12 protein-coding genes are annotated in these 15,798 nt (G+C 73.1%); 8 read left to right on the forward strand and 4 right to left on the reverse strand.

All coding sequences use genetic code 11. The annotated features are described in order from the left end of the window. Nucleotides 1–379 precede the first annotated feature (379 nt). Genes AC3EVP_RS36110 through AC3EVP_RS36130 form a run of 5 tightly spaced genes read left to right on the forward strand, consistent with a single transcriptional unit; the run spans nt 380 to nt 8,174 of the window. On the forward strand, nt 380–1,072 hold the full coding sequence (locus AC3EVP_RS36110) for a cytidylate kinase family protein (protein ID WP_435137814.1): 693 nt from the start codon (nt 380–382) through the stop codon (nt 1,070–1,072). A 35-nt stretch (nt 1,073–1,107) separates the two neighbouring features. After that, nucleotides 1,108–1,473 carry a CU044_2847 family protein gene (locus AC3EVP_RS36115; RefSeq protein ID WP_335981177.1) on the forward strand — a complete coding sequence of 122 codons (366 nt, stop codon included), beginning with the start codon at nt 1,108–1,110 and terminating at the stop codon, nt 1,471–1,473. A gap of 57 nt (nt 1,474–1,530) precedes the next feature. Further along, the gene (locus tag AC3EVP_RS36120) at nt 1,531–3,726 is read left to right on the forward strand and encodes a VMAP-C domain-containing protein (protein ID WP_488179849.1); all 2,196 of its coding nucleotides are present in this window, start codon (nt 1,531–1,533) and stop codon (nt 3,724–3,726) included. 7 nt (nt 3,727–3,733) lie between these two features. Then, a complete protein-coding gene (locus tag AC3EVP_RS36125; protein ID WP_435137820.1) occupies nt 3,734–4,756 on the forward strand; it encodes an AAA family ATPase in 1,023 nt (340 codons plus the stop codon). 7 nt (nt 4,757–4,763) lie between these two features. Further along, a complete protein-coding gene (locus tag AC3EVP_RS36130; protein ID WP_435137823.1) occupies nt 4,764–8,174 on the forward strand; it encodes an SAV_2336 N-terminal domain-related protein in 3,411 nt (1,136 codons plus the stop codon). A gap of 91 nt (nt 8,175–8,265) precedes the next feature. Here AC3EVP_RS36130 and AC3EVP_RS36135 read toward each other — a convergent pair whose 3' ends face one another. Next, nucleotides 8,266–9,216, reverse strand: coding sequence for a zinc-binding dehydrogenase (locus AC3EVP_RS36135; protein WP_435137826.1), 951 nt, complete (start codon nt 9,214–9,216; stop codon nt 8,266–8,268). Between the two features lie 195 nt (nt 9,217–9,411). Between AC3EVP_RS36135 and AC3EVP_RS36140 the strand changes: the two genes are divergently transcribed. From AC3EVP_RS36140 to AC3EVP_RS36150, 3 genes are all read left to right on the forward strand, one after another. Continuing rightward, entirely contained in the window at nt 9,412–9,966 is a 555-nt protein-coding gene (locus AC3EVP_RS36140; RefSeq protein WP_335981182.1) for a TetR/AcrR family transcriptional regulator, read from the forward strand. A 612-nt stretch (nt 9,967–10,578) separates the two neighbouring features. Continuing rightward, nucleotides 10,579–11,271 carry a helix-turn-helix transcriptional regulator gene (locus tag AC3EVP_RS36145; protein ID WP_335981183.1) on the forward strand — a complete coding sequence of 231 codons (693 nt, stop codon included), beginning with the start codon at nt 10,579–10,581 and terminating at the stop codon, nt 11,269–11,271. A 696-nt stretch (nt 11,272–11,967) separates the two neighbouring features. Beyond that, nucleotides 11,968–12,624 (forward strand): PAS domain S-box protein, encoded by a 657-nt coding sequence (locus AC3EVP_RS36150; RefSeq protein ID WP_435137830.1) that lies wholly within the window; start codon nt 11,968–11,970, stop codon nt 12,622–12,624. A gap of 101 nt (nt 12,625–12,725) precedes the next feature. On the opposite strand, the gene AC3EVP_RS36155 is transcribed toward AC3EVP_RS36150, so the two are convergent. The 3 genes from AC3EVP_RS36155 to AC3EVP_RS36165 all read right to left on the reverse strand — a co-directional run. Then, nucleotides 12,726–14,219 carry an MFS transporter gene (locus tag AC3EVP_RS36155; protein ID WP_435137833.1) on the reverse strand — a complete coding sequence of 498 codons (1,494 nt, stop codon included), beginning with the start codon at nt 14,217–14,219 and terminating at the stop codon, nt 12,726–12,728. Nucleotides 14,220–14,509: 290 nt separating this feature from the next. After that, nucleotides 14,510–15,064, reverse strand: a complete 555-nt coding sequence (locus AC3EVP_RS36160; protein WP_335981186.1) for a methyltransferase family protein — start codon at nt 15,062–15,064, stop codon at nt 14,510–14,512. Nucleotides 15,065–15,128: 64 nt separating this feature from the next. Beyond that, on the reverse strand, nt 15,129–15,798 hold a 670-nt coding region (locus AC3EVP_RS36165), incomplete at its 5' end, for a phosphopantetheine-binding protein (RefSeq protein WP_335981188.1).

Consider the following 15,798-nt stretch of genomic DNA (forward strand, 5'->3'; position numbering starts at 1 on the left):
TGGACTGGCGGTGTCAGCCTGTGGAGCGCAGGTAAGACCGGTACGCGTACCGGCCCAGCGCGGTGAAGCAGGAACCCACCGAGACGGTCAGTCGACCGTGGTAGGAATCCCCGGGCTCTAGCCCGGGGAGCGGAAGTCAACACCAGGACTGGGTGGAGCGCCTCGCCCGCGCCGCCGAGGCGGCAGCCGCGCGGCCCGCGGCCTGACCCGAGCGACCGCCCCACCCCCACCCCTTGCGCCGCCGTCCCCACCGGCGCCGCAAGGGCGCCCACCACCGCACCCCCGAGGCGGGGCGGCCGGGCCCGTCCCCTGGCGTCACCCCCGTTTCCTGCCGCAGGCTGGTACCGGATATCGGGCGAGGACGCGGGGGGAGGCGGGGATGGAGGAGGGGACGCGCGAAGAGCTGATCGGGCGGCTGGTCGGGGTGGTGGGGGACCGCCAGGGCGCGCATCCGGTGCGGGTGGCGGTGGACGGGGCGCCGGGGGCCGGCAAGACGACGTTGGCGGACGAACTGGCCGGGGCGCTGCGGGCGCAGGGGCGCGAGGTGATCCGGGCGACGGTGGACGACTTCCTTGTCCCCCGGGCGCAGCGCTACCGGCGAGGCCGGTACTCGGCGGAGGGCTGTTACTTCGACGCGCACGACCGGGCCGCGCTGCGCCGGGTCCTGCTCGATCCGCTGGGCCCGGGCGGGGACCGCCGGTTCCGGACCGCGGCCTACGACCACGCGGCCGACGCCCGGGTGTCCCCGCCGCCCGCGGTCGCCGCCGCGGACGCGGTGCTGCTCTTCGACGGGGTCTTCCTCATGCGCCCGGAGCTGGTCGACCGGTGGGAGCTGAGGATCTTCGTGGCGGTGCCGTTCGAGCAGACGGTCGAACGCGCGCGGCGGCGAAGCGCGGCGTCGGGGGACGGCGCCGCGGTGGAACGGTCGTGGCGCGACCGCTACATCCCCGCGCAGGAGCTGTACTTCGCCACGGCCCACCCGGAGGAGAGCGCCGACGTCGTCGTCCACAACGGCCGGCTCCGGCACCCGGCCTGGGAAGTGCGGCCGCGCTCGTCGGCCTGCGGAATGTGACAGCGCGGGGAGGGGTGCGGCGGCAGAATGAGGGGGTGGCGGAATTCGGGGAACTGCGGCTTTCGGACGGCTCGTTGGTGCGGGTGGAGCTCGCGCCGGCGGGGGTGGTGACCGTGGGGGAGGGCGAGGACCTGCCGGAGGGATTCAGGGCGCCGGTGCCGGTGGGGCGCGGCGTGGCGGCGGGGGTGCTGCGTACGGTGCTGCGGCCGTTGGGCCTGGTGCTCCAGGAGGTGCACGACAGTGTCGGCGCTCTGGCCGACCCGCCGCAGGAGGTGACCGTGGAGTTGGGGTTGCAGTTCGGGCAGGACCTGAAGCTGGGCATCGTCGGGGCGAACGGCCAGGCGAGCATGAAGGTGAGCGCCACCTGGCGGCGCGGCGCCGCGGGCGCGGACCCGGTGTAGCCGATGGGGTGGTTCGAGGGGGCCGCGCAGGGGCCGAACGGTCCGGGGCGGAAAGCCGTGATCACGGTCTTCGCGTCGGGCGGCGGGCGGACCGCGGGGGCCGCGGTGCAGTTGTCGGGCCGGTGGCTGCTGACGTGTGCGCACGTGGTGAACGAAGCGCTGGGCGTGCCGATGGAGTCGGTGGCGGACCCGGCGGACGCGCTGGTGGAGGTGGCGTTCTCGGGGCTGCGCGACGAGGTGCGGCGGCAGGCGCGGGTGCGGCACTGGATGCCGAGGAGGGCCGTGCCGGATGGCGCCTTCGGGTGGCTCGCGGACCTGGCGGTGCTGGAGCTGTGCGGTGAGCCGCCCGGCGCGGCCCGGCCGGTGGTGTGGCGGGACATGGCCGTGGGGCAGCGGGCGGCGGCCTGGTACGGCACGGGCCAGGAGTACAGCTACGCGGACGTGGTGGTCGGGTCCTGCGACGGCCCGCTGGGGTATGTGGACGGGGCCCTGGCCGGCGCGGCCATCGGCCCCGGCTACAGCGGCGGCCCGCTGTGCCTGCCCGACGGCACCGCGGTCGGTCTGGTGGTGGCGCATGTCCCGGCGGCTGGGGGGCCGTTCTCACCGGGGGAGGTGATCCGCCGGGCGATCGTGGCGCCGTGGCAGGCCGTACGCGCCGAACTCGCGGCGGCCGGGGTGAGCGCGGACCTGACGACGCCGGCCGAACCGGCCGAACCGGCGCCTTACACCCACCTGTTGGCGCACATAGAGCAGCAACTGGCCGTCCTGCTCGGCGACCCCGCCATCCGCGCCGACCGCGCCGGCCAGCTCGCCGAACGCCATGGACTGGCCCGCCCGCGGGACGGATCGGCGCCCACCTACCGGGAGTTCGCCGACTTCCTGCTCAACCGCCCCCGCACCACCGCCGACTTCGCCGAGCTGCACGCCCCCGCGCTCGGCACCGACGCCGAACGGGCCGCCCTGGGCGCCTTGGTGCACCTCGCCCACAGCGAAGGGGCCGCGGCACTGCTGTCCACCGCCGAGCACCGTGAACTGCTGGCCCGCCTCGGCGACTTGTGCGCTGCCGACGGCACGCTGCTGCCCCGCGCCGCGCAGGGCGCCCTGCCCTACACGCCCCTGCCCCCGGTCCTGCGGCCGCACCGGCTGCCGGCCGGCGGCCTGGAGGCGGCCGTGCGGTCCCTGGAGGCGTTCGGCGGGGACAGCGCCCGCGTCCCGCACGGCGCCCGCCGGGTCCCGGCGCTGCTGCGCGTGGCGGAGTACGCCGCCGCGCTCGGCGCCGCGTGCGGTGCCGGCGGGACCGCGCAGCTGCACGCCTGGAGCGACCGGGTCGCCCGGCGGCTGGGCGTGCCGCACGCGGCGCTGGCCGAACGGCGGCAGGACGCCGCGGAGTGGGCGGACCGGCAGCGCGAGGGGCACCAGCGGATCGTCGTGGTGGAACTGGACCGGCGGGAGGGCGACCCGCCCCGCCATTTCCGCTGCGTGCTGTGGCGCAGCCGCCCCGACGGCACCCCGGCACGGGTGGCGACCGGCCCGGACCGCCCGCTGCCGCCCGCCGCGATCGCCCGCCTCATCCGCGAGGCCGCCGACGGCGCCGACGGCGACCCGGCCCTGGTCGAGGTGTGGGTGGACAACGACCACCTCCAACTGCCGGTGGACGAGTGGGACGACACGGAACCGTACGACGGCGGGTACGACGACGGTCCCGCGGACGCGTACGCACAGCCGGTCGCGGACCCGGACGACGGGGGCACGGGCGCCGACGACGGCCTGTCCGCGCCGCTCGGCGAGGAGTTCCACGTGGTGCTCCGCTGCCGCACCCCGCACCGCAACGCCTCAGCCGTCGCCCGCCGTTGGGCCGCCCGCGCGCTCGCCGAACCGCTCGTCGTCGACGGCCGCGCCACCGACCCGAAGGCGGCGATCGTCCGGCTGAAGAAGGACCGCGGCTGCGGTCGGGTGGTGATCCACGGCCCGAGCGGCCACCGCGACAAGGTCCTGCGGGCGTGCCTGCTGCTCGGCGTACCGGTGGTGCTGTGGGACCGCGCCGCGGAGACGTACGACCACGCGCCGCGGCTCGACCCGGTCGGGCCCGCCGGACCGCTGGACGGGCTGCACGAACGGGTGCGGCGGTTCCGGGTCGACGCCTACGCCGAACCGGCGAAGTACCCGGCCCGGCCCGCACTGGTCTGGGACGACCCGGACCGGCCGCCGCCCGACGGACTGTGGCTCGCCGACCCCGAGAGCAGCGAGGTGTGAGGACCCGATGACGACCGACGACCGCAGCGACCTGGAGACCGGCGGCGACCTGGAGACGGGCGGTGCCCGCGAACCGGGCGGTGCCCGCGAACCCGCCTACGCCTGGCACCTGTTCAAGGGCGACGGCCGGGCCCGCGAACCCGACCTGCCGCCGGCCCCGCCCTGGCGCCGCCCCACCGGCGGCGACCGGGAAGCGCCCGCCCGCCCCTACCTGATCGGCGCCCGCGAGACGCACATCGTCAACGCGGCACTCCACCTGCGCCGCCCGCTGCTGGTCACCGGCCACCCCGGCACCGGCAAGTCCTCGCTGGCGCACGCCGTCGCCCACGAACTGGGACTCGGCCGGGTGCTGCACTGGCCGGTCAACAGCCGCTCCACGCTCCACGACGCGCTCTACCGGTACGACGCGATCGGCCGGCTGCGGGAGACCACCCTGCACCGCGACCGGGGCGAGCCGGAGCCCGGCATCGGCACGTACGTGCGGCTGGGGCCGCTCGGCACCGCGCTCGCCCAGCGCGGCCGCCCGCGCGTCCTGCTCGTCGACGAACTCGACAAGGGCGACGTCGACCTCCCGAACGACCTGCTCGCCGCCTTCGAGGACGGCCGGTTCGAGATCCCCGAACTCGCCCGGCTGCCCGAGGAGCAGCCCGTGGTGGAGGTGCTGACCGAGGACCCGGGGGAGCGGGTGGCCGTGGAGCGCGGTGTGGTGCACTGCCGGGAGTTCCCGGTGGTGGTCATCACCAGCAACGGCGAACGGGACTTCCCGCCCGCCTTCCTGCGCCGCTGCGTCCGGCTGGACCTGCCCGAGCCGGACCGCGACCGGCTCCGGGACATCGTCGCCGCGCACCTCGGCCCGGAGGGGCTGGCCCGCGCCGAGGACCTGCTCGACGTCTTCGAGAACCGCCGCGCGCCGGGCGAACTCGCCACCGACCAACTGCTGAACGCGGTCTTCCTGCGGGTCGGCGGCGTGGACACCGACGCCGAAGGACTCCTGGACGCGGTGCTGCACAGCCTGGGCCGGACGGTGTGACCGCCCGGTGGACCAGCTGCTGAACCTCCTCGACGCCTGCGGAATCCCCCTGGACCCGCAGGAGTTCCTGGACGTCCTCTGGCTGGCCGAGCGGATGCCGCGCGGCGCGGGCGCACCGCTGGCCGAGGCCGCGGGCCCGCTGCCGGAAGCGGCGGGCGAGGAGGAGCCGGCGGCAGCGGCCGCCGCACCGGACGACGCCCCGGCGCCGCCGCCGGAACCGGGGACGGTACCGGCGCACGCCGCCGGGCGCGGGTGGGACGAGCCGGCGGCCGCCGCCGCGGCACCCGCCCTGCCGGTCAAGCTGCCCGAACACGGCGCGCTCGGCGGCGCCGCCCTGCCGCTGGGCCGGGCCCTGCGCGCGCTGCGGGTCGACCGCCCGGCCGCGCACCGCACCGAACTGGACGAACCGGCGACGGCCGTCGCCTACGCGGAGACCGGGCTGCCCGACGTGGTGCTGCGACCCGCGCGGGAACGCGGACTGGACCTCGTCCTGGTCCTGGACGACGGCCTGTCGATGCTCCTGTGGCGGCGGCTCGGCACCGAACTGCGCACGCTGATGGAGCGGTTGGGGGCCTTCCGCACCGTACGCGTGCACGGCCTGGGCAGCCGCGGGCCCGACGCCCCGTACCTCTCCGCCCGTCCCTTCGCCGCCGCCGCCAAGCTCCCGCCCGCGGTCGCCGCCGACCCCTCGGGCCGCAGTCTCGTCCTCGTCGTCAGCGACGGGGTCGGCGAGGCGTGGCGCGACGGCCGGATGCCCGGCGCGCTCGACCGCTGGGCGGCCACCGGCCCCACGGCCGTGATGCAGGTGCTCCCGCCCCGGCTGTGGCAGGGCTCCGGCATCCACGCCGAACCGTGGCGGGTGACGTCCCGTCAGGCCGCGGCGGCCAACAGCACCTGGCAGGTCGACGACCCGCTCCTGCCGCCCGGCGCAGTCGACTTCGACGGCATGCCCGTACCGGTGCTCCAGCCCACCCCGGAGTCGGTCGCCGCCTGGGCGCGGCTGGTCGGCTCCGCGGGCAGCAGCGCCGTCCTCCCGCTGATGGCACCGCAGTACGTCCGGCCCCGCCGCAACCCGGCGCCCACCCGCGGCCCCGACCCGGCCGAGGCCGTCCTCCGCTTCCGCGACGCGGCGTCCGCCGAGGCGTACCGGCTGGCCGCGCACCTCGCCGCCGTGGACACCGTGTCCGTGCCGGTCATGCGGCTGATCCAGCGGGCGGTGCCGTGGCCCTGTGAGACCGCCCATCTGGCCGAGGTGTTCCTCGGCGGCCTCATGCACCCGGTCGCGGACGGGCGGCCCGCGCACGAGCAGAGCTTCCGCTTCTCCGCCGCCGCCCGGCAGATCCTCGTCGACACCGTGCCCGCGGCCGAACTGGCCGGCACCCGCCGTGCGGTGGCCGCGCTGCTGGCCGAACTGCCGTCGGCGGCGGGGCGGTTCGCCGCGTGGCTGCCGCACCCGGGAGGCGCCGGCCAACTGTCCTCCGCTGCCCGCCCGTTCGCGGACCTCGGCCCGGGTGTGCTGCGGGCGGCGGGGGTGGGCGGGCTGGAGGGTGCGACGGCCGCGGAAGCGGCGACGGAAGCGGGAGCGGATACGGGGGTGGCGGCGCGCCGGGCAACGGGAGGGGCCGGCATCGGCGTCGGTACGGTCCTGGGCGGCCGCTACCGCCTGGAGGCGTTGCTCGGCCAAGGCGCCATCGGGCACGTGTACGCGGCCACCGACCGGATTCTGGGCGGCGCCGTTGCCGTGAAGGTGCTGGCGGGGTACGACGCGTGGGCGGGCGGCCGCGGTGCCGAACACAAGCGCCGGTTCCGCGAGGAGGCGCTGAAGGCCGTGTCCTTGCGGCACCCCAACATCGCGCGCCTGCGCGACCTGGGCGAGCACGACGGCCGGCCGTTCCTCGTCTCGGAAATGCTCCGCGGCACCGACTTCCGGCAAGTCCTGCGGGACCGCAGGGTCTCGCTCGCGGACGTGCTCGCGTACGGCGCCCAGATCGGCGACGGGCTGCGGCACGCCCACGCGCGCGGCCTGGTCCACCGGAACCTCGCGCCCGGCAACCTGATGCTGCTGCCGGACGGCACCGTCAAGATCTGCGACTTCGGCTCGGCGCCCAGGTACGTGGTCGGCGCGGCGACCGTCGGGCCGCTGGTGTTCACCTCGCCCGAGCAGGCGCTGGGCCGCCCGGCCACCGAGCGGTCCGACCTGTACGCCCTGGGCTGCGTGCTCTACGCGCTGCTCGCCGGGGAGCGTCCGTCCGACGCGGACGTCGCGCTGCTGCTCACCGGCCGTCCGGTGCACCGGCCGCTGGAGCCGATCGAACAGCGCCACCCGGAAGTCCCGACCGAACTAGCGGCGCTGGTAGGTGAGTTGATGGCCATCGCCCCGCAGGATCGCCCCGCGGGCGCCGCCGAGGTGGTGGCCCGGCTGGACAGCATGCGGGCCGCGCTGAGCGGGCCACCGCGCACGATCTCCGCGCCGCTCGGCTACAACGCGGCCGTCGAGACGGGCCCGGAGCGGCTGCTGCGCAACCAGCCGAAGCCGAAGAGGTCGGGTGCCAACGCTCAGCCGTTGCGGTTCAAGATCGGCGGTAAGAAGGAGGAGGCCCAACGGCGGTGGAAGTCGGAGCTGATCCGCACCCCGGTGCTGTCCTGCCACCGGATCGCGGTGCTCAGCCTCAAGGGCGGCGTCGGCATGACGACCACCACGGCCGTCCTCGGCGCGACGCTCGCCGGCGAGCGGCAGGACAAGGTCCTGGCGATCGACGCGAACCCGGACGGCGGCACCCTCGGGCGCCGGGTGCGGCGGGAGACGGGTGCGACCGTCCGCGATCTGGTGGACGCGCTGCCGCGGGTGCGCGGGTACCGGGACATCCGCCGGTTCACCTCGCTGGCGCCCTCGGGCCTGGAGGTCCTCGCCAATGACGTGGACCCCGAGGCCAGGACCGCGTTGACCGACGAGGACTACCGGCGGGTCGTCGACGTACTGGGCCGCCACTACCCGCTGATCCTCACCGACGCCGGCGCCGGTCTGCTCTACAGCGCGATGCGCGGCGTGCTGGACCTGGCCGACCAGCTGATCGTCGTCACCACGCCGTCCGTGGACGGCGCCTCCAGCGCGAGCACCACCCTCGACTGGCTGTCCGCGCACGGCTATGCCGAGCTGGTCTCCCGCGGCCTGACCGTCATCTCCGGGGTGCGCGAGACCGGCCGGACGATCAAGGTGGACGACCTCGTGGCGCACTTCCGGACCCGCTGCCGCGGCGTCCAAGTGGTGCCGCTCGACCGGCACTTGGCGGAGGACGGCGAGATCGACCTGGACATGCTGCGGCCGGCGACCCGCGAGGCGTACTACGACCTCGCCGCGATGGTCGCCGAGGGCTTCGTACCGCCGGAACCCGACGGCGGCGCGCTCCCGCCGCCGTAGCGGCACACACCCGGGTCCGGGCCGCGGCGGGAGAGCGCTGCGACCCGGACCCGGGTGTTCGGACGGTCAGGCAGTCAGGGCGGCCGGACCGTCAGGGGGTGACGACGATCTTCTTGCCCGGGGAGGACGCCTGGGCCTCCCACGCCTTGGTCACGTCGTCCAACGCGTAGGTGGCGGTGGGCAGGACGAAGGAGCCGGCCGCGGCGAGGGCAGCGACGCGGTTGTACGCGGCGAAGGCGTCCGCCGGCTTCGCGGTGGTGCCGCTGAAACCGATCAGGGACAGCTGCGCGCCGCGGAGCATCTCGACCCGGAACGCGCTCTCGTCGCCCGCCGCCGCACCGATGTTGAGGTAGCGGCCGCCCGGCACCAGGCAGCCCAGCGCGGGCACCGCCCAGGGGCCCCACAGCGGGTCGACGACCAGGTCGACCGGGCCGCCGAGCTCGGCCAGCTGCTCGGCCAGCGGCTGGTCGCCGAGGACCACGGTGCCGTCCGCGTCGGCGACCTGCGCGAGGCGCTCGGGGTTGCGGCCGGCCGCGATGACGCGCTTGGCACCGGCGAGCTTGGCCAGCTGGACGGCGGCGGTGCCGAGCGGGCCGGTCGCGCCGAGCACGAGGACGCTCTCGCCCTCCTGGAGCCCGGCCTTGCGCAGCGACAGGTCGGCGCCCGCGCCGACGGCGCCGATCGCCGCGGCGACCACGCTGTCCAGCCCGTCCGGGACAGGGATGCAGGCCCCGCGGTCGGTGAGGAGCAGCTCGGCCAGCCCGCCGTTGACCCCCGGCACCAGGCCGGCCGGCACCGTGGCGTGCACGCGAAGACCCTGGTCGGGCCCGGTGGTTATGGTGCCGACGACCTCGAAGCCGGGCACGTACGGGACCTTCGGCGGACCGGCGCGGTGGTGGCCGTCCGCCACGTGCAGGTCGATCGAGTTCAGTGCGGTCGCCTCGACCTTGACGACCACCTGCTTCTCGGTGGCCGGGGTCGGGTCGGCGAGGTCGGTCGCATGCGGTGCGGCGCCGACTTCTTCGATCACTGCCGCTTTCATCGCTGCTGCTCCTTCTCGGCGGTGGCACCGCCGGGGACGTCACTGGGTCGGCTGCCGTTGCCGTATGCGTGCGGTTGAGTGGGTCTCGGAACCGTGGGCATGGGCCGGAGCGTAGCACGTGACCGACTGGTCGGTCACCGCTCCGGAAAGTCGCCTCAGGCCGCTGACCGGCGGGCGGGCATATACTCCGAAGTTATGGCAGCAGGAGTGCAGATGCCCGGAGCGTTGCAGACACGTGAGGCGTTGCTCGACGCCGGCGTGGCGCTGGCGGAGCAGCACGGCCTGGGCGGTCTGAGCGTGAACATGGTGGTCGCGCGGGCGGGGGTGGCCAAAGGCACCTTCTATGTCCACTTCAAGGACCGGGCGACGTTCGTCGACGCCATGCACAAGCGCTTCCACGCCCGGGTGCAGGAGGCCGTGGACGAGGCGATCGCCGGCCTGGCGCCCGGTGCCGAGCGGATCTTCCGCAGCACCGAGGCGTATCTCGACGTGTCGCTGGCGAACCGCGGCGTCAAGGCGCTGGCCCTGGAGGCCCGTTCCGACCCGACGGTGCAGGGCTCCATGGCGGCCCGCCGGGAGCGGCTGGCGGCGGCGGGAGTGGTCGACCTGGAGGTGATGGGCTGGGAGGACGCCGAGGCGGCCGCACAGTTGATCGCCGCGATGACCCGGGAGATCTCGGTGCTGGAGTTCGACGCCGGGCGTCCGCTGCCCGCCTCGCGCCGGGTGCTCCGGCGGTTCCTCGGCATCTAAGCGCCGCGCGGGGCCTGAGCGCCGCACCGGTCCTGTGCCCCGCGGCGGGGCCGACCGGCCGGTCCGTGGGGTACCGACGGGCATTGCGGCTTCCCCCTTCGCTGCGCCATGCTCTCCCTCGCCCGCACGCACAGCGCTCTTTGCCGAACACTCCCGCAAACGGGGAAACGGAAAGCGAACTTCCGGAATGGCTACGGTAGAACGTTGGAAAGTAAATAGTCAACCAAAAGAAGTCATGGGTGCTCGGCGATTTTCCCGTTGAACCTGCCGAAAATGGACAAAATCCGAAGAACCCGGGGTGGCCGTGGATGTATGCGCGCGTGGCGAATGCTACGGACGGTAGTTTTCCCGCGGCTTGTTTGCGGGCCCCGCTGCGCGGCAAGCATGTCACCTGACCTGCGCTGGTGCCGGAGGGCGCCGGCTCATTTCTTAACGCCCCGGTTACATCGGCGGACGCCCGGCGTCCGCCGGTGGGACAAGCCGGAAAAACCCTAGACTTGCGCAGGTGGCCGTAAACCGGTTGCCGGTGAGGCTGGTTTTTGGGATTTCGGTATGGGAGTCTGGACCAATAAACGGCCGGAGTCTTGGCTGAGCATGCGGGGAGGCTAAATCGTGTCGGCGGGACAAGATGCGATCACTGAGACGAAAACCTGCTCACCTGAGCGGGCTGACGACGTGTACAGACTCTGGTCGCTGTTCGACAACTCGTCCGCGCGCATTGCGCATGTGGATCTTGATCTCCGCCTGATCGGGAGCAATGTCGGTTTCGCCGATGTTTTCGGACTTTCGGTCCAGGATCTCCCCGGTGTCCCCCTCGTCGACCTGGTGCATGTGCGGGCCAGGGACGCGCTGACCCGGCGGCTGCTGTCGCTGGCGCGCGGCGAGCGGAGCCGGTTCAGCGACCGGGTCGCCGCCCTGACCAGCGCCGGGCGGACCAGCACCGAGCTGACCGGGATCGCGGTGACGGACGACGCGGGGCACATCGACTCGCTCGTCGTCCTGCTGGAGTTGGAGCCCGGCCCCGAGGGCGAGGGCGTGCCCTCCGCGCCCGCGCCGGCCGCCGAGCGAAAGCCGCTGACCAGGATGGAAGCGCTGGTCCTTGAAGGCGTGGCGGCCGGGATGTCCACGGTTCAGCTCGCTTCAAAGCTTTTCCTGAGCCGAGGTGGAGTCGAATATCACGTCAGTGCGCTGATGAAAAACCTCGAAGCGGCCAATCGATCCGAGCTGGTCTCCCGAGCCTATTCGGCCGGACTGTTCCGGATGGGGAGTTGGCCGCCGCTGGTGGTCGAGGGATTTGTCGAGTAGCGCCTGACCGGGTCGGGCTGGAAAGCTGTCAACGCGCGCTCCACGAAGGAGTGGCGGCCGGTCGGCCGCCTGCCTGTGGCACGTGGGGCGCCGCGGCCGGAGAGCGGCAGGTAAGTGCAGCGGGCACGGTGAAAGCGCCGGGGGAGGGCGAGTGCAGCGCGACTGGCGGTCGGCCGCAATGGGCCCTGCCCACCTCGCCGGGGTGTCCGCGGCTCCACCGGGGCATTGCCGCAGGACGATCATCCAGAAGGAATGCGTCTGATCCATGGCGATGTACGGGACCGGCGACTCGGCCGGCTGGGATGATCGCGTACGCCGACCGGTCGCCGACACCGGTACGGCGGATCGTATGAAACGCATAGAACGCTCGGCTGCCGTGCCCACGGAAAGAGCCGGGGCACGAGCGCGCCGCGAGCCGGGTCGCCGCGGCGGACGGCCCCCGCCGCCCCGCCCGGGCTGACTCCCGGCACGACTTGCGCCTCCGGGAGAACCAAGACCGATGTGTCGGTAGTCCTTCATAGGGAGACATGTCGGGCAAGCGCGATGTCATGGCTGGGGGACGACGGGAACCCCCGGCCGGAGATGGCCTCGCTCCACCGCCGCACCGCGGGGTCGCGGTGGGTCATGAGACAGCGTCACGTCACGACGGTCTTCGCACCACCTTCGTTCACTGAGCGAGCAGGGGAGAAGGAAACAATGACAGAGGCACTGGTCTTTAACCTCAGCAGCAGGGGGAGTCAGCAGGAGATCCTCCGGTCGCTCTTCGAGCGGTCCGGCATGTGCATGGCCAAGTTAGACAGCGCGTTCCGGCTGGTCGAGGTGAACGCCGAGTTCTCCGGCCAGTTCGGCTGCCGACCCGCGGAGTTGGGCGGGCGCCGCTTTGCCGACCTGCTGCACTCCGACGCCCGGGCCCAGGTCGGCCGACAGTTCTCCCGGCTTGTCGCCGACCGCGGGAGCCGTTTCACCGAGCCCACCGTGGCGTTCCGGCAGAAGGACTCCACCGTGTTCAGCGGCGAGTTGACCGGCTTCACCGTGCGTGGCGAGAGCGAAGGCGACACCGACGGCCTGATGGCCCTGGTCTGCCCGGACAACGGCAGCCGCCCGGGCCCGGCACCCGCACCGCACCGTCTGGTGCTGACCGATATCGAAGCGCGCATTCTCGAAGGTGTGGCGCTCGGTATGTCGACGGTGAACCTGGCCTCCATGCTCTATCTGAGCCGTGGCGGCATCGGCTATCACGTCGACACCCTGATGCGTAAGCTCAAGGTCAAGAACCGTCCCGCGGTCGTTTCCAAGGCGTACTCCATAGGTCTGATCCGCCCAGGGTGGCCACCACGCGTCTATCCGTACTGAGTACCTCCTGTCAGGCGTGCGCGTCCGTTTCCGCAGAAGTCACCGGCCCGGTTCCCGGCGGGCGGCACCGGATTTCCGCCCGGTGCCGCCCGCCGTTCTTCTCACGTCAACTGCTGGGCCGGAACCGGGTCGTTCAGGCTGCTCGTTTCCTTGTTGGGGCGCAGCGTCGTGTAGGTGAAGACGATGCCGATCACGACCAGGGCCGTCGCCACCCACAGACCGGCGTGGTAGCCGTGCAGGAACGCCTGCGACGGGTTCGCCCCGGAGTGCAGCTTGGCGGTCTGCTGGGAGCGCAGCACCGCGCCGATGATGGTGATGCCGAGCAGGCCGGCCACCTCGCGGGCGTCGTTGAGCAGCGCCGAGGCGACCCCGGCCTGGGCCTCCGGGGTGTTCTGCATGACGGCGTTGGTCATCGGCACGTTCATGATGCCCATGCCGCCGCCGAGCACGATCAGGCAGGGCAGCAGCGAGGCGAACGTCGAGTGCTCGTCGTGCATGTTGAGCATGATGAGGCCGACCGTCATCATCACCATGCCGAGCGAGACCGTGCGGTGCCCGCCGATCCAGCTCTCCATCAGCGTGGAGAACCCGGCGAACGCGGCGAGCGCGAACGCCATCGGCACGAAGAGCAGGCCCGACTTCAGCGGGGAGAAGCCGAGGACGTCCTGCAGGTACATCGAGGTGAAGAAGTAGATGGCGAGGGCGCCGAAGGCCCAGATCATCTGGGTGGTGATGCCGCCGGTGAACTGGCGGATGCGGAACAGCCGCAGGTTGACCATGGGGGCGACCGAGCGGGTCTCGAAGACGAAGAAGGCCACCGCGAAGATCCCGGCGACGACGAACGCCGCCACGATCTCCGGCGCGCCCCAGCCGGCGTCGTTGCCCTCGATCAGTGCGTAGGTGACCGCGAACAGCGCGACCGCGGAGGTGACCAGGCCGCCGACGTCCAGGACGTGGCCGGCGGCGGCCGACCGGGACTCGCGGACCGTGCGGACGCTCAGCGCGAGGGTCACCACGCCGACCGGCACGTTGATCAGGAAGATCCAGCCCCAGCGGATGTTCTCGGTGATCAGGCCGCCGGTCACCGGCCCGAGGGCCAGGCCGAAGGCCGCGCTCACCGTCCACAGGCCGATCGCGCTGGTGCGCTCCTTCACGTCGGTGAAGGTGTTGGTGATGATCGCCAGCGTGGCGGGCGTGAGCAGGGCCGCGCCGATGCCCTGGACGGCCCGGCTGCTGATCAGCATCCCGCCGTTGCCGGCGAGGCCCGCCGACAGCGAGGAGAGGGTGAAGATGGTCAGGCCGATCATGTACAGCCGGCGGCGGCCGTAGGCGTCGGCGAGACGGCCGCCGGCCAGCAGCAGGCCGGCCAGGGTGAGCAGGTAGCTGCTGACGATCCACTCCAGCCCGGCCTCCGAAAGGTGCAGGCTGCGCTGGATGGTGGGGATCGCCACGTTGATGATGTTCAGGTCCAGATAGGTCATGAACGTGGCCAGGCTGACCGCGAGGAGGGACCACCACCGCAGCGGGTCCGGGGCTTCTCGGCGCGCGTCCTGGTCTTGTGCCTGGTCGCTGGCCGACTCCATGCTGGATGTCACAGGGCCTGTTCCCTTCCGCGTCGGGTCGCTCCTGCGCGGCCCGTGCGTCGATTGCGGGTACGTCGGGGGGTGTTCCTGGTCGCCTGGCCCACCGAGTCTACCATGTGACCGACCGGTCGGTCACGCTGGGTGGGCGGAGAACACCAGGGGGATTCCAGAGGGGGGTCCACAGGCGGTTCCAGAGGGCGGCCGGAGAGGTCTCCGGAGGGGTACGGGCGGGGGAGAGCGAAGAACCCCACGGGCGTGTCGATGCCCGTGGGGTTCTTCTCGCGCACACTGCTGAGGGTCGGTCAGATGGGCAGGAAGCGGCCGGTGCGGGAGATGTACTCGCGGTACTCGCCGCCGAACTCCGAGGCGGACAGCCGCTTCTCCTCCCGCATCGCGGTCGTGGTCAGCCGGACTATCGCGTAGAGCAGCGGCAGCAGCGTCCCCAGGTGCGGGAACATCGCGAAGGCACCGAGGAACCCGAGCAGGAACGACGAGTAGAAGGGGTGCCGGATCTTCGAGTACGCGCCGTACGTCACGATCGACACCGGCGCGTCGTCCTCCTGGTGCCACAGGGCCAGCGGCACCCGGTGCGTGCCGAGGGTGAAGAACATCAGCGCGATCGAGCCGCCGGCGAGCACGGCGCCGATCGCGGTGAGCGTCGTCACCGCCTTGCCCATGCTGATCCACGAGTGCCAATGCGCCAGCCGCGCGGCGATCAGGAACGGGGGGACGACGAAGAAGGGCGCTCCGGTCAGCCACCAGCCGAGGTTGAAGCTGCCGCCCTTGAAGAACACCCGGGGCAGCACGCCGATCACCACGAAGTCGGCGAGCACCAGCACCATGACAGGGACGTTCACTTGCTATCAGCCTCCGAAGTCGGACGGGCACCGGCCACGGTGGCCGGCAGAAGGGGACGGGGTCTCACGCGGCCGATTCCTGGAGCAGCGTGACGAGTTCGCCGAGGCTGTCGATCTCGCGGAGGCGGGCCTGGGTGAACACGGCGTCGAACTCCTCCTGCAGGTCGACGATCATCTCGACCAACATGAAGCTGTCGGCGGCCAGGTCCTTCATCAGGGTGTCCGGCGTGAGGTCGCTCGCGGGTACGCGCAGTACCCCGGCGACCCGTTCGGCCACGGTCTCGAAGCTGATCGTGTTGGCGGGCATGGGCTCCCTCGCAAGACGGGCGGCGACTGTGAGCCAGCCGCCGAGGTGTCGGGCTGAAACGTGCTGGTACGCCGGGTCGTTCGCCCGGTAGTCGCGGAGCAACCGCGTCGCGTTGGCCGGGTCGGCCTTGAACAGCGCCTCCTTGACCGTCCACAGCCGCAGGAGGTCGTCGTGGGGCTCGTCGTCGCGCAGGTAGAACCGGGCCGCCGCCGGGCGCACCGGCCGGTCGTGCTCGAGGTCGACGCCGACACCGTCGGCGGCGCCGCCGAGGAGCACCGCCGCCACGCCCGCGCGTTCGGTGTGGGTCACCGAGGCGCGCGGGTGCGGGAAGCGGTAGCCGGCCGGGTCGCCGGGCAGACCGGCCGCCGCCGCGGCGATCCGCAGGGCGTCCCGGCCGGCCCGGGGCCGGTTGACCGTGGCGACGAGT

It is taken from the genome of Actinacidiphila sp. bgisy144, from assembly GCF_057708105.1.

Coding starts and splice junctions, on each gene's coding strand:
- AC3EVP_RS36110 (WP_435137814.1), top strand. CDS start 380: ATGGAGGAGGGGACGCGCGAAGAGCTGATCGGGCGGCTGGTCGGGGTG.
- AC3EVP_RS36125 (WP_435137820.1), top strand. CDS start 3,734: ATGACGACCGACGACCGCAGCGACCTGGAGACCGGCGGCGACCTGGAG.
- AC3EVP_RS36135 (WP_435137826.1), bottom strand. CDS start 9,216: ATGAAAGCGGCAGTGATCGAAGAAGTCGGCGCCGCACCGCATGCGACC.
- AC3EVP_RS36140 (WP_335981182.1), top strand. CDS start 9,412: ATGGCAGCAGGAGTGCAGATGCCCGGAGCGTTGCAGACACGTGAGGCG.
- AC3EVP_RS36150 (WP_435137830.1), top strand. CDS start 11,968: ATGACAGAGGCACTGGTCTTTAACCTCAGCAGCAGGGGGAGTCAGCAG.